10 protein-coding genes are annotated in these 13,943 nt (G+C 71.0%); 3 read left to right on the top strand and 7 right to left on the bottom strand.

Annotated elements, in window-relative coordinates; all coding sequences use genetic code 11:
• Positions 1-155: 155 nt before the first annotated feature.
• Entirely contained in the window at positions 156-1,310 is a 1,155-nt protein-coding gene (locus ACQUSR_RS20860) for an Rv3235 family protein (RefSeq protein WP_431044100.1), read from the top strand.
• 75 nt (positions 1,311-1,385) lie between these two features.
• On the opposite strand, the gene secA is transcribed toward ACQUSR_RS20860, so the two are convergent.
• Complete coding sequence (gene secA, locus ACQUSR_RS20855; protein ID WP_431044099.1) at positions 1,386-4,223, bottom strand: preprotein translocase subunit SecA; 2,838 nt, start codon at positions 4,221-4,223, stop codon at positions 1,386-1,388.
• Between the two features lie 253 nt (positions 4,224-4,476).
• On the opposite strand from secA, the gene ACQUSR_RS20850 reads away from it, so the two are divergent.
• Entirely contained in the window at positions 4,477-5,067 is a 591-nt protein-coding gene (locus ACQUSR_RS20850) for a GNAT family N-acetyltransferase (protein ID WP_431044098.1), read from the top strand.
• Between the two features lie 127 nt (positions 5,068-5,194).
• Positions 5,195-6,415, top strand: coding sequence for a winged helix-turn-helix domain-containing protein (locus tag ACQUSR_RS20845; RefSeq protein WP_431044097.1), 1,221 nt, complete (start codon positions 5,195-5,197; stop codon positions 6,413-6,415).
• 61 nt (positions 6,416-6,476) lie between these two features.
• Here ACQUSR_RS20845 and ACQUSR_RS20840 read toward each other — a convergent pair whose 3' ends face one another.
• The 6 genes from ACQUSR_RS20840 to mtrA form a co-directional block, all read right to left on the bottom strand.
• A complete protein-coding gene (locus ACQUSR_RS20840; RefSeq protein ID WP_431044096.1) occupies positions 6,477-7,220 on the bottom strand; it encodes a response regulator in 744 nt (247 codons plus the stop codon).
• Between the two features lie 223 nt (positions 7,221-7,443).
• Entirely contained in the window at positions 7,444-8,133 is a 690-nt protein-coding gene (hpf, locus tag ACQUSR_RS20835) for a ribosome hibernation-promoting factor, HPF/YfiA family (RefSeq protein ID WP_431044095.1), read from the bottom strand.
• 306 nt (positions 8,134-8,439) lie between these two features.
• Complete coding sequence (locus tag ACQUSR_RS20830; protein ID WP_431047744.1) at positions 8,440-9,225, bottom strand: ComF family protein; 786 nt, start codon at positions 9,223-9,225, stop codon at positions 8,440-8,442.
• Positions 9,226-9,352: 127 nt separating this feature from the next.
• On the bottom strand, positions 9,353-11,203 hold the full coding sequence (locus ACQUSR_RS20825) for an LpqB family beta-propeller domain-containing protein (RefSeq protein WP_431044094.1): 1,851 nt from the start codon (positions 11,201-11,203) through the stop codon (positions 9,353-9,355).
• Positions 11,193-13,220: an MtrAB system histidine kinase MtrB gene (gene mtrB / locus ACQUSR_RS20820; RefSeq protein ID WP_431044093.1), complete on the bottom strand. Its 2,028-nt coding sequence runs from the start codon at positions 13,218-13,220 to the stop codon at positions 11,193-11,195. The genes ACQUSR_RS20825 and mtrB overlap by 11 nt, the downstream gene beginning before the upstream one ends.
• Before the next feature lies 1 nt (position 13,221).
• Positions 13,222-13,899, bottom strand: a complete 678-nt coding sequence (gene mtrA, locus ACQUSR_RS20815) for a two-component system response regulator MtrA (protein WP_030250475.1) — start codon at positions 13,897-13,899, stop codon at positions 13,222-13,224.
• Positions 13,900-13,943: the final 44 nt, after the last annotated feature.

The following is a 13,943-nucleotide window of genomic DNA, read 5'->3' as shown; positions in this document are numbered from 1 at the left end:
GCAGTGGGGCCCGCCCCCTGATAGGGGAACCTCCCCAACCGCCCCGGCATGGGGCGGCCCCCCTTGCCGCTGCCGGAAACGGCTCGGTAGAAGAGCACACCACCGAAGTTACTCACTGGTATCCACCGGGCCGACAGCCCGGAGCGGGGGGACCGATGACGAACAGGAACGGAAGCACCAGCACCTTCGCCGAGCCCACGGCCGCGAATCCACCGGGCCCGGGCGCGACGGGCCGCCCAGGGACGGCCCTCACCGCCGACTCAGCAGCGGCGGATCACACCGCCGACGCGGCCGGGACAGCCGTCGCCACCGAAGCACCGGGCAGGAGCCCGGCCACCGCCTTACGAGAGGAGGACGACAGGGCCACATCAGATGGGGATGGCAAGGCCACGGCAGAGGAGGACGACAGGGCCGCGAACGCACCCGAGTCGGTCCCCGCCGCCGACGCGCCGGGGACGCGCCTCGGCACCACGCACGCCGCGCCTCCGCGGCCGTCGCTCACCGGAGCACAGGCGGCGGCCGCCGCAGACCTCGCGGCCCGCGCCGTCAACCGCGCGGCTCCCCCCAACGCGGGAACCACCGCGGGGACCGCCGCTGAGACCGTCGCAGGCACCACTGCGGGGACCGCCGCAGCAACCGCCGCGGCGACCATCGCGGGCACCGGCGCGGGGACCGCCGCTGAGACCGTCGCAGGAACCACCGCGGGGACCACCGCGGGAACCACCGCGGGAACCGGCGCAGGAACCACTGCGGGGACCGTCGCGGGCACTAGGGTGCCGGCCCGCACGGCGGACGGATCCGCGCACCGTGCGGTCCCCGCGCGCGTGCCCACGCAGGCCCGCACGCGCCCCTCGGCCCGCACCGGGCCGCCCGGCCGCCGCGATTCCCGGCGGCCCAGCGGCACCCGGCTGGTGTCGGCGCAGGCGGCCGCCGCCGCGCGGCGCCAAGCACGGGAACGCCTGCCGCGCTACTGGTTCGCGCACCGGCTGTTGCTCACCCTCAGCGGGCAACGCCCCGTGCACGTCCTGCTGGGCCACGCCCTCCCGGAGGCGTACGACCAGCTGGTGGCCCTCGCGCCGCAGGCTCCGCTACGCCCCGCCTCCGACGCGGCGGCGGCCCCGTACCTTGAGCGCTGCGGCGAGTACCAGCCGCGGGACGGCGTCATCGAGGCGTTCGCCCGCATCATCTCCGGCGACCGGCTGCGGGCGTTCGCGTTCCGGCTGGAACGCGGGCCGGACGACCGCTGGCGCTGCGCGGCCGTGGAGGTGGGCCCGACGACAGAGGTGGGCCCGACGCAACACCCCCGCTGAAACGGACGGGCCGGGGCACCGCGGCCTGTTGCCGCCGTGCCCCGGCCCGTACTACCCGGCGAAAGGGTTACGCGCTCACTTCTTGCGGCGCCGTCCGCCCTTCGCCGCCGCCTTGCGGCGCTCCGCGCGCGTCAGGCCGTCCGACTCCGACGCACGCGGCGCCGGCGGCTGGTCGCTGGTCGCGAAGTCGCCCTCGACGATGTCGCCCTCGCCGTCCACCTTCGGCGCGGTGAAGTGCAGCTTGTCCGGACGCTGCGGAGCCTCCAGGCCCTTGGCGCGGATCTCCGGGCGGCCGCCGGCGGCGGCCGGAACCGCGGCCTCCTTGTCCTTCCGCAGGGACGCCTTGTCCTCCGCGTCCTGCACCGGCACCTCCTCGACCTGCTGCTCGACCTGGACCTCCAGGTTGAACAGGTAGCCGACGGACTCCTCCTTGATGCCCTCCATCATGGCGGTGAACATGTCGAAGCCCTCGCGCTGGTACTCGACCAGCGGGTCCTTCTGGGCCATCGCGCGCAGGCCGATGCCCTCCTGGAGGTAGTCCATCTCGTAGAGGTGCTCACGCCACTTGCGGTCCAGCACCGACAGCACCACGCGACGCTCCAGCTCGCGCATGATCTCGGAGCCGAGCTCCTCCTCACGGGCGTCGTACTGCGCGTGGACGTCGTCCTTGACGGCCTCGGCGATGAACTCGGCGGTGATCCCGGCGCGGTCGCCGGCATCCTCCTCCAGCTCGTCGATGGTGACCTGCACCGGGTAGAGCTGCTTGAACGCGCCCCACAGGCGGTCCAGGTCCCACTCCTCGGCGAAGCCCTCCACGGTCTCGGCCTGGATGTACGCGTCGATCGTGTCGTCCATGAAGTGCCGGATCTGCTCGTGCAGGTCCTCGCCTTCCAGGACCCGGCGGCGCTCGCCGTAGATGACCTCGCGCTGCCGGTTGAGGACCTCGTCGTACTTCAGGACGTTCTTACGGGTCTCGAAGTTCTGCTGCTCCACCTGCGACTGGGCGGAGGCGATGGCGCGGGTGACCATCTTGTTCTCGATCGGGACGTCGTCGGGGACGTTGGCCATGGCCATCACGCGCTCGACCATCTGCGCCTTGAACAGCCGCATCAGGTCGTCGCCGAGCGAGAGGTAGAACCGGGACTCGCCGGGGTCGCCCTGACGGCCGGAACGACCGCGCAGCTGGTTGTCGATACGCCGCGACTCGTGCCGCTCGGTGCCCAGCACATACAGCCCGCCGAGCTCCTTGACCTCCTCGAACTCGGCCTTGACCGCGGCCTCGGCACGCTCCAGGGCGGCGGGCAGCGCGGCCGCCCACTCCTCGACGTGCTCCACCGGGTCCAGGCCCTGGCTGCGCAGCTCCCGCTCGGCGATGTCGTCGGGGTTGCCGCCGAGCTTGATGTCCGTACCGCGTCCGGCCATGTTGGTCGCGACCGTGACCGCGCCCTTGCGACCGGCCTCGGCGACGATGACCGCCTCCCGGTCGTGCTGCTTGGCGTTGAGCACCTCGTGCCGCACCCCGCGCTTGTTGAGCTGCTGGGAGAGGTACTCGGACTTCTCGACCGAGGTGGTGCCGACCAGGACCGGCTGGCCCTTCTCGTGCTTGTCGACGATGTCCTCGACGACGGCGTCGAACTTCGCGACCTCGGTGCGGTAGATCAGGTCGGACTGGTCCATCCGGACCATCGGCCGGTTCGTCGGGATCGGCACGACGCCCAGCTTGTAGATCTGGTGGAACTCGGCCGCCTCGGTCATGGCCGTACCGGTCATGCCGGACAGCTTGCCGTAGAGGCGGAAGAAGTTCTGGAGGGTGATCGTGGCGAGCGTCTGGTTCTCGTCCTTGATGTCCACCCCTTCCTTCGCCTCGATCGCCTGGTGCATGCCCTCGTTGTAGCGGCGGCCGGCGAGGATACGGCCGGTGTGCTCGTCGACGATCATGACTTCGCCGTCGATGACGACGTAGTCCTTGTCCTTCTTGAACAGCTCCTTGGCCTTGATGGCGTTGTTCAGGTAGCCGACGAGCGGGGTGTTGACCGACTCGTAGAGGTTGTCGATGCCCAGCCAGTCCTCGACCTTGCCGACACCGGCCTCGTGGATGCCGACGGTGCGCTTCTTCTCGTCGACCTCGTAGTCCCCGGTCTCCTCCAGGCCCTTCTGCGGGTTGGCGGCCTCACCCTTGGTCAGCCGGGTGACCAGCTTGGCGAAGTCGCCGTACCACTTGGTCGCCTGGTCGGCGGGGCCGGAGATGATCAGCGGCGTACGGGCCTCGTCGACGAGGATGGAGTCGACCTCGTCGACGATCGCGAAGTTGTGTCCGCGCTGGACCAGTTCCTCCTTCGACCACGCCATGTTGTCGCGCAGGTAGTCGAAGCCGAACTCGTTGTTGGTGCCGTAGGTGATGTCGCACGCGTACTGCTCGCGGCGCTGCGCGGGCGTCATGTTGGCGAGGATGCAGCCGACCTCGAGACCGAGGAACTTGTGCACCCGGCCCATCATCTCGGAGTCGCGCTCGGCCAGGTAGTCGTTGACCGTGATCAGGTGGACGCCCTTGCCGGACAGCGCGTTGAGGTAGGCGGGCAGCGTGCCGACGAGGGTCTTGCCCTCACCGGTCTTCATCTCGGCCACATACCCGAGGTGAAGGGCCGCACCGCCCATGATCTGAACGTCGTAGTGACGCTGGCCGAGGACGCGCTTGGCGGCTTCGCGGACGGTGGCGAACGCCTCGGGCATCAGGTCGTCGAGGCTCTCGCCGTCGGCGTACCGCTCCTTGTACTCGTCCGTAAGGGCGCGCAGCTCGGCGTCGGAGAGGCCCAGGAAGTCCTCTTCGATGGAATTGACCTGGTCCGCGATGCGGTGCAGCTTGCGCAGGATCTTTCCTTCGCCTGCACGCATGAGCTTGTTGAGGACGGACACGTAGGCTGGCTCCTTGCCGGTCGGGCGTGGCACGGTCGGGTGCGCTGGCGCGGCATTATCAAGCGGCGCTGGCCCCGCCGCAACGGCCATCGTAAGACAGGACCCCGCCGCGCCGGGAGGTCCGTCCTCACGAAGACCGGGTGTCACCTGTCATTCCCAACGTACGGGGGACGCTCAAGGTGCCCGCGCCGCCCTCCGTGATACCCCGGGATTTCGCTCGCGCGCCCGTGGACCCAGGCACCAGACTCAGTTCATGGAGCCCATCACCCTCACCAGCGAGCGCCTGGTCCTGCGCCCCTTCGAGCCCTCCGACGCGCCAGCCGTGTACGCGGCGTGCCAAGACCCCGACATTCCGCGATGGACCAACGTCCCCAGTCCGTACACGCGCGACCACGCGGCGGACTTCGTCGGGCGGATCTGCTCGGAAGGCTGGCGGGACGACATGACGTACAACTTCGCGGCGGTCACCAAGGACGGCGGGGCGCTGGTCGGCGCCGTGGGCCTGGTCCGGCTGGCCGACCTGCGCGGCCCCGAGCGGCAGGCCGAGCTGGGTTACTGGACCGCCAAGGAGCACCGCGGCCGCGGCTACACCGCCGAGGCGGGGCGGGCGTTGGTCGACTGGGCCTTCACGGAGCTGGGCGTGGAGCGCATGGAGTGGTACGCGGAGGCCGGGAACGTGGGCTCGCGAGCGGTCGCGCTGAAGATCGGCTTCCGGATGGAGGGCACGCTGCGGGCGAAGATCCCGCACGAGGGGACGCGGCGGGACGCCTGGATCGGATCGCTGCTGCCGTCGGACTGGGGCCTGCCCTCGGTCGCGCCCTACCTGCCGGGCCCCCAGGCCTGAGCTCCTGACGCCGTCCGTGGCCGCGGCCCCTGGCCGCCACGGCCGCAGGGACCGGGTCCTGCCCGCGCAGCGTGAGCATCGTGCCTGGTCAGAGCCGGTTGTCAGTGGTGACCTCTACGGTGTCCGCATGACGAGTGCTGTCTCCGTTGCGGCCCCTGTGCCCGAGGTCAGTCTGTCCGCCGACGAGGCGCGCCGGATCGCGCTGCGCGCCCAGGGATTCCTGGGCGCTCCGGACCACAGAGGCGGCGTCCGGGGGGTGCTGCGCCACCTCGGCGCGGTGCAGCTGGACACGATCTCCGTGCTGGCGCGCTCACACGAGCTCGTGCCGTACGCACGGCTCGGCGCGGTCGGCCGCCGGACGGTTGAGGACGCGTATTGGAACGCCGCGGCGGCGGGCGTGTCGGGCTCCCCGGCCGGTTCACCGGCCAGCTTCGAGTACTGGTCGCACGCGGCCTGCATCCTGCCCATCGAGGAATGGCCGCACTTCGCGTTCCGGCGGCGGGCCTACCGCGCCCGCCCGCACTGGGGCCACAAGCTGGCGGACGGGGCCTACGAGGCGGTGATCAAGCAGCTGCGCACCGAGGGCCCGCTGACCGCCACGGAACTGGGCGGCGCCAAGAACGGCGGCCCGTGGTGGGACTGGTCGGAGGCGAAGGTCGCCGTCGAGCGGGCGCTGATGTACGGCGAAGTGGTCTGCAGCGAGCGCCGCGGCTGGAAGCGGGTGTACGACCTGGCGGAGCGCGCGGTGCCGGGCGCGCTGCTCCACGACGACCTGGACGACGCGGAGTGCCTGCGGCGTCTGGTCCGGCTGGCCGGGCAGTCGCTGGGCGTGGCCACCCGCGCGGATCTTGCCGACTACCACCGCCTCAAGGGCGAGCAGGTGGACAACGTGATCGCGGACTCGGGGCTGGTTCCGGTGGAGGTGGCGGGCTGGGGGAAGCCCGCCTGGGCCCACCCCGAGGCGCTCGCTGCGGCGTCGGCGAACGGCGGTCGGCACCGCACGACGCTGCTGTCCCCCTTCGACTCCCTGATATGGGACCGGGCGCGTACGGAGCGGATCTTCGGCTTCACCCACCGGCTCGAGGCGTACGTCCCCAAGGCCAAGCGGGTGTACGGCTACTTCGCGATGCCGCTGCTGTCGGGCGGCAGGCTGCTGGGCAGGATCGACCCGGCGCGGGAGGGGAGGACGCTGGTGGCGCGTCAGGTGTCGCTGGAGACGCCGAAGGCCGTCGGGCCGATGGCGCGGGCGCTGCGGGAGGCCGCCGAGTGGGTGGGCTGCGACAACGTACGGATCGAGAGGGTGGACCAGCCGGAGCTGGCGGCGCCGCTGGCCGCGGCACTGCGCTGAGCCGCGGTACCGGGCTGCGGCGGGGAATCCGCTGGGGATCCGACGGGTTCCTCGCCGCCGCCTAGCGGATTTCGAGGATCTTCTCCCGCATCGCGTACACCACGGCCTCCATCCGCGAGTGCAGCTGGAGCTTCTCCAGGATGTTCCGCACATGGTTCTTCACCGTGTTCTCGCTGATGAAGAGCTCCTTGGCGATATCGCGGTTGTTCATGCCGGTCGCGACGAGCTTGAGAACCTCCAGTTCCCGGTCTGTCAGGCGGGGCGCGGGCACCAGTCGGCGCTCGTCCGTGCGCTGGATCATCGATTTGAACTCGGTGAGGAGCTTGGAGGCCATCGACGGGCTGATCTGGGACTGGCCGTCGGCTACCGCCCGGATGGCGGTGGAGACCTCGTCGGTGGAGATCTCCTTGAGGAGATAGCCCGTGGCGCCCGCCTTGATCGCATCGTAGAGGTCGGCCTCCTCGTCGCTGATCGTCAGCATGATGATCTTGGCGCTGGGCGCCACCTCCTTGATGGAGGTGCACGCCTCGATACCGCCGCGCTTGGGCATCCGGACGTCCATCAGCACGATGTCGGGCAGCAGGTCGGCCGCCTTGTCCACGGCCTCCGCGCCGTCCGCCGCCTCACCGACGACCTGGATGTCCTCCTCCTGCGCGAGGACGATCTCCAGTCCGCGCCGGAAGAGCGCGTGATCGTCCACCACGAGCACCCGGATCGGCTCCTCGCGCGCCCCACCCCTGTCTGTACCGGCCTCGACGCCGCGATCGTGGTCTCCCTCGGATACCGGCCCGAAGCTGTCCGCCATCGTTCCTCCCCCTGAAGGCCATGGCCCTTGCTGCGCGCGCTCTCTGCGCGCGGCTGTGCGCCGTCAACCGGTCCGGTCCATACGCCGGTTGCGCCGCTCAGTCATGATTTCATGCCCGGGCCGTGGGGTGGTGCCCCAAGGACGGCACACTGGTGCCCCGGGGGCGCACAGTCACCCCGGGGCACCACCGTGACATCACATCCGCGGCCCGGCGCCTGGCCGGTCAGCCGCCGAGCGAGCCGCCCGCCCCTCCGGCTTCCTCTCCTACGAACGCCTCGGGCTCCAGGTGGATCACGCCGTAGTCATAGGCGTGCCGCCGGTACACCACGCTCGGCCGCTTGGTTTCGGAGTCGACGAACAGATAGAAGTCATGTCCGACCAACTCCATCTCGTAGAGCGCCTGGCCCAGCGTCATCGGTGCCGCGGCGTGCGTCTTCTCGCGCACTACCAGCGGCCCTTCTCCCTTGACCTCCAGGGGACCCATCCTGGTGGTCGGCACGGCCTCGACCGTGCGCTGCGCGGCGATCTCTCCGGTGCCGTTGATACGGGCGGCCTCGGGGACCGCGACTGCCACGTCACTGGCCGGAATCCGGCCGTTGCCACGCCGTGTGTGGCGCTTGTCGTGCTGCTTTCGCATGCGCGCCTCCAGCTTGCTCGCTGCCAGGTCCAGCGCTGCGTACGGATCCGCGGCCGCGGCTTCCGCCCGGATCACCGGTCCACGGGACCGCAGGGTGATCTCGACTCGGTCGGAGCGGTCCGCCTGCCGGGGGTTGTGTTCCTTGGACACCTCGACGTCCAGGCTGATCACCTTGCCGTCGAGCTTCTGGATTTTCTCCAGCTTCAGCTTTTCCGCCACGTGCTTCCGGAACCGCTCGGGCACCTCTGTTTTGCGGCCTTTGACGACGATGTCCACGCAGAACTCCGTTCCCGGGTCGCTCCACGGCGAGCGCGGAGCGCGTCCCTTGCTGCACTAGGCTCCGGGGTTTTCCGGAGCCACCGGCTTGGCGGCTTTCACCTCCTCCTCCCCCATGAACAAGATCGCCACCCACCTCTGCCACTGTCCGAAAGGAGCAGCACGAATTGCCACCAAGCGGCTATACGAGGCATAGCGCCTGCCATCCCTCACAACCGAACATAGCCCTCCTGTGCGGAAGTCGGCACCCCTTACCCGCCCGTACCTCCAGTCGAGTGTTCGGTTTCCCCCACTACCTGCAACGATCTATGTTCTATTTGAGTTCCGGTTCATTTCGAACGCAACCGGTGGTGCGGCGACCACGGCGGCGCCCGCGACCGGGCACGCGGCTTCCCGTACCGCACGTGCCGCCTCCGCCAGCGATGCCCCGGTGGTCATGAGATCGTCCACCAGGACCACCGGCCCGGCCGCCAGCAGCCCTCCGGCACCCGCCGCCACGCGCAGGGCGCCGCGGAGATTGGCCCGTCGCTGCCGCGCGTCCAGCCCTGACTGATCCCGCACGCTCCGACGCTGCCGCAGCACCGGCAGAGCCCTGGCCGGCACTCCCCGCCGCCGCAGCGCCCCCGCCGCGGCTCGGGCGATACGGCGAGCCGGGTCATGGCCCCGCGCGGCCACCGCACGCCGCGCAGACGGCACCGGCACGAGCAGCAGCGGCCCGCCCGGGCACCTGCGGGGCCCCGCCCTCTCGCCGCCCCCGGATGCCGTCCCGGCGCCGCCATCCCCGCCGCTGCGGACAGCAGCCCGCGCCGCAGCCCGCGCCGCGCCCGCCAAAGCCGCCCCGAGCGGTTCGGCAAGCCGCAGTCCGCCACGCTCCTTGTGGGCGAGCAGCACCGCCCGTATCTCGTCCTCGTACGCCCCCGCCGCGTGCACGGCCGGGAGCCCTGCCGGCACCGGCTGCGGCCACACCCGCCGCACTCCCGGCCCGCACAGCACCGCCTGGCACCGCCCGCACAGCGCCGTACGCGGCCGTCCGCACCCGGCGCAGCCGACCGGCAGCACCAAGCCGCTGACCTCCTGCCACCACCCCCGCATGGCGATCACCCCCCGCAGGCACCACTGTCCCCCGAGGCGGGGAGGGCCGCCACCCCTGTGGACAACCCGCCGCGCATCGGCTGGCGAGTTATCCACAACGCCTCATAAGCCCAGGTCAGGGCGGCACTCACCCCGGGTAGACGGGCGAAGAGCCCTCATCGGCCACCGTCTTCCAGCTTCCGCTCTGCGGCAGCCGGACGATGCCGTCCATCGACTCGGCGACAAGCGGCTTACCGGGAACCTCCGAGGCCGCCAGCATCTCCACCCGGTTCGGGCTGGGCGGTGCCGGCAGGTTCGCGGGCGAACCGTCCGTCTCCACGTACTGCAACTGCTGCACGCCCTGGGACTCACGGCCCGCGACCACCAGGCGGCTGCCGCCCGCCCACGAAACGGCGTCGACCTCTTCCAGCCTCGGCGCGACCGGGCGCAGGCCCTCCACCGACAGGTCCGGCTTGTCGGCGGTACCGCGGCGCTCGATCCGCCCGATCAGCAGCTCCGTATGGCCGTCCCGCTCCACCAGCAGCACGATCCGCATACCGTCCGCCGAGACCCGCAGCATCTCGATCCGCCGCCCGTCCAGCTGCGGGATCCGGACCTCCTCGATGCCCTCTGTGATGCCGCTGTGCAGGCGCAGCAGCCGGGGTCGGCCAGGGTCCCGGTCGGCCACCCACAGCCCTCCCAGGCCATCCCAACTGGGGGCCGACAGCCCGTTCCGCGCGCCCCCCGCCCGGCTGCGGAGCTGGGCGTCACCGCGCTCCGCACCGGGTTCCAGCCCCGTGACGTACAGGTTCCGGCCATCGCGGGAGACGCCCGCGGCGAGCCGTTCGTCCCGTGCCACCGCCACGGCACGCAGCTGCGCGGTGTCCTCGCCGAGCGGCCCCGGCACGGGAGCCGCCTCCCCTTCCGGGTCCGACAGGCGCATCACACGGTGCCGCTCGTCGACGAAGTACTGGTGCTCAGCGCGCCCGTTGATGGAGTCCGGGGCGTATACGAGCGCCCCATCACGCGACAGCTCGCACAGCTCCGAGCCGTCGGGCCCCTCCAGTCGCACGCTGCTGAGCTGCGCCGACGCCTGGTCCTGCACGGTGAACAGCACCTGCGCCGCCATCTGGCGGCAGAGCGCCTCGTTCACGTGCGACGCCTTGTCGTTGAGCCGCACATCCAGCCCGTTGGAGCCGTCGAGGCTGAGTTTCTTCTTGGCATCGTGCAGCGCCGCGCCGGTCGGGAAGGCCGTGCGGACCACCGGGTCGAGCCAGTTGGTCGGCCCGTCGAGCAGGGCCTTCACCGTCCACGTGATCGGATCTATGCGTTCCCGCACATAGACCGGGTCGGCCACCAGGACTTCCTCGCCGATCACCCGCGAGGTCTCGGCGTCCGGGCCGAGTTTGGCGAAGTAGTACTTGTTGACCGAGTGGTAGATGCGCTGGAAGTCCGACTCGACCATGATCACGCCCGGTGGGAGGCTGTCGATCCGCCACTCGGAGCCCGACTTCGCGACGTGGAGGCGCTTCTTGTACGGCTTCTCCCGCGGCTCGTACGCGTGGTGGGCGTCCACCTCGGCCAGCTGGGTGCCGGACAGCTCCACGGTCACTCCGTCGCTGTCCCGGTCCCCCGTCACCGTGATCTTGGGGGCCTGTGCGAGCACGGTGACGGCGGCGAACGGATCCCAGTTCTCGGCCGCGCCGCCGGTGAGGTACATCTTCGCGGTGCCGAAGTTCTCCTCGTCACTCGTGGTCGCCTCCAGGAAGCCGGAGACCAGCTCGGGGGGCTGCTCACCCGCGCCCGGGCGCACGCCGTAGACCCGTACCTGGGAGTCGATCTCGCCGGGCGGGGAGGAGTCCACACGGTTCACGTCGCCGCTGCCGGGCATCGAGGCGCACCCCGTCAGCACCAGCGCGCCGCAGGCCAGCAGCGCGGGGGTGCCCAGGTAACGGCGGGAGCGGAGAACCCGCGGGCGGCGTTGGCGATCAGCGGCCACGGGGTGAGCCTCCCGATTCGGTCCGGTTGGGCTGCCCGCCGCCACGCGCGGACGACTGGACGTCGTCAGGCGATGCGGAGGGGTCGGTGGGGTCACCGGGGTCAGTGGGCTCCGCGGAGGGCTGCGGGCGGCCCGGCGGGAGCGCGGGTCGCACCTGGGTGGGCAGGGCGGTGACCCGGCGCCGCCCAGGCCCCTGCGGCAGCCCGGAGCCGCGCAGGCTGCGGTTACGGCGCGAGTCCTCCGGTTCCAGGGCGATCGGCGAGGCACGCAGCGCGTCGCCCGCCGTGCGCGGCAGGGTCAGCCGGAACTGGGAGCCGCCGCCCGGCTCGCCCCACGCCTGGAGCCAGCCACCGTGCAGCCGCGCGTCCTCCTCGGCGATGGACAGGCCGAGCCCGGTGCCGCCGGTGGTCCTGGCCCGCGCCGGGTCGGCCCGCCAGAAGCGGTCGAACACGCGCGTGGCCTCACCCGGCTTGAGCCCGACACCGTAGTCCCGTACGGCGACGGCGACCGCGCTGTGCGACGCGGCGAGGCGCACCACCACGTCCCGGCCCTCGCCGTGCTCCACGGCGTTGACCACGAGATTGCGCAGCACCCGTTCGACCCGCCGGGCGTCGGCCTCGGCGACCACCGGGTACTCGGCGCCGCGCACCAGTATCCGGCTGCCCTTCCGCTCGGCGAGCGGCTCGGCCCCGTCGACGACCCGGTGGACCACGTCGCGCAGATCGATCGAGTCCGCTTCCAGCGCGGCCGCACCCGCGTCGAAACGGCTGATCTCCAGCAGGTCCGCGAGCAGCGACTCGAACCGGTCGAGCTGCCCGATCAGCAACTCCGCGGAACGCGCCGTGACGGGGTCGAAGTCGTCTCGGGCCTCGTGGATGACATCCGCCGCCATCCGTACAGTCGTCAGCGGTGTGCGCAGCTCATGCGAGACGTCCGAGACGAAGCGGCGCTGCAGCCGGGACAGCTCTTCCAGCTGCTGGATCTTGCCCTGGAGGTTCTGCCCCATCTTGTTGAAGGCTTCGCCGAGGCGGGCGATGTCGTCCTCTCCGGTGACCTTCATCCGCTCCTGCAGCAAGCCGGCGGCCAGCCGCTCGGAGATCCCCGCGGCCATCCGTACGGGCGTGACGACCTGCCGCACCACGACCCAGGCGATAGCGCCGAGCAGCACGACGACGAACACCCCGGCCGTCGCCAGCGTCCCCTTGACCAGGCTCAGCGACTTCTCCTCCTGGGTGAAGGGGAAGACGTAGTACAGCTGGTACGGCTTGCCGCTGTTGTCGTTCCGCTGCTTGCCGATGACCAGCGCCGGCTCCTCGTGGCCGGAGCCGTAAACGATCTTGGCGTACTGCTCATACGTGTCCGTGCCTTCGCCGACCCGTTTCCGCAGGTCCGAGGGCACGCTTTCGGGGTTGATGTCGCCTGAGGCCCGCGGGCCCCGATGGGCGACAGACGGCTCCCCGGGGGACTCGGAGCTGAGCGCCACCACGGAGTACGAGCCCTTGCCGCCGCTGGCGAGCTGCTGCACCAGGTCCGTCAGCCAGGTCCCGGAGTTCTGTATGCCCCGGCTCCCCGCACCGGCCTCGTCCTGGCCGCTGCTGCCGCGCGGGGCGTCGGCCATCTGCTCGGCCACCTCGAACCCGCCCGCGGCCTGGGACTGCGCCGCGTGCCGCTTGGCGTCCAGCAGACCGTTGCGGACCTGGCCGATGACCACCAGACCGAGCAGCAGCACCACGCCCAGCGACATCAGCAGCGTGGTGGCGACCACGCGGAGCTGGATGTTGCGCCGCCACAACCGCGCGGCAGGCAGCAGCGGACGGCGCACCCAGCGGCCGAACAGCCGGATCAGCGGATGCGCCGGCCCCCCGGTCGCACCGTCGGGCAGCAGATGGCCACCGCTCCACAGCCGCCGGAAGAGCGGGATGTCACCCGACGGGTCGACAGGGCGACCCGTACGAGTACCTCCCGCGGCGCTGCCGCCCGGCTTCTCGGACTGCGGAGCGGAGCCGGTCCCGGACATGTCAGCTCGGCCCGGCCTTGTAACCCACGCCGCGCACGGTCACCACGATCTCCGGCCGCTCCGGGTCCTTCTCGACCTTCGAGCGCAGCCGCTGCACGTGCACGTTGACCAGCCGCGTGTCGGCGGCGTGCCGGTAACCCCAGACCTGCTCCAGGAGCACCTCTCGGGTGAACACCTGCCACGGCTTACGGGCCAGCGCGACCAGCAGGTCGAACTCCAGCGGGGTCAGCGCTATCGACTGCCCGTCCCGCTTCACCGAGTGCCCGGCCACGTCGATGACCAGGTCGCCGATGGCGAGCTGCTCGGGCGCGGGCTCCTCGGAACGCCGCAGCCTGGCCCTGATCCGGGCCACCAGCTCCTTTGGCTTGAACGGCTTGACGATGTAGTCGTCCGCTCCCGATTCGAGCCCCACCACGACATCGACGGTGTCGCTCTTGGCGGTGAGCATGACGATCGGCACTCCGGACTCGGCCCGGATCAGCCGGCACACCTCGATCCCGTCCCGCCCGGGGAGCATGAGATCGAGCAGCACCAGGTCGGGCTTGGCCTCGCGGAAGGCTGCGAGAGCCTTGTCACCGTCCGACACGAACGACGGTTCAAAGCCTTCGCCGCGCAGCACGATGCCGAGCATCTCTGCCAGTGCGGTGTCGTCGTCGACGACAAGGACGCGTCCCTTCATATCGACATCATCCCATTACCCGATCGTGACCTGACGCACAGCTC

This window comes from Streptomyces sp. P1-3 (genome assembly GCF_050613155.1).
Taxonomy (GTDB): domain Bacteria; phylum Actinomycetota; class Actinomycetes; order Streptomycetales; family Streptomycetaceae; genus Streptomyces.
The sequence above is the reverse complement of the archived record's forward strand: the minus strand, read 5'-3'. Positions and strand labels throughout refer to the sequence as shown.

Bases quoted from the DNA above. Each gene is read 5' to 3' on its own strand.
- ACQUSR_RS20860 (WP_431044100.1), top strand. From the start codon at position 156: ATGACGAACAGGAACGGAAGCACCAGCACCTTCGCCGAGCCCACGGCC.
- ACQUSR_RS20850 (WP_431044098.1), top strand. From the start codon at position 4,477: ATGGAGCCCATCACCCTCACCAGCGAGCGCCTGGTCCTGCGCCCCTTC.
- ACQUSR_RS20845 (WP_431044097.1), top strand. From the start codon at position 5,195: ATGACGAGTGCTGTCTCCGTTGCGGCCCCTGTGCCCGAGGTCAGTCTG.
- ACQUSR_RS20840 (WP_431044096.1), bottom strand. From the start codon at position 7,220: ATGGCGGACAGCTTCGGGCCGGTATCCGAGGGAGACCACGATCGCGGC.
- ACQUSR_RS20830 (WP_431047744.1), bottom strand. From the start codon at position 9,225: ATGCGGGGGTGGTGGCAGGAGGTCAGCGGCTTGGTGCTGCCGGTCGGC.
- mtrB (WP_431044093.1), bottom strand. From the start codon at position 13,220: ATGTCCGGGACCGGCTCCGCTCCGCAGTCCGAGAAGCCGGGCGGCAGC.
- mtrA (WP_030250475.1), bottom strand. From the start codon at position 13,899: ATGAAGGGACGCGTCCTTGTCGTCGACGACGACACCGCACTGGCAGAG.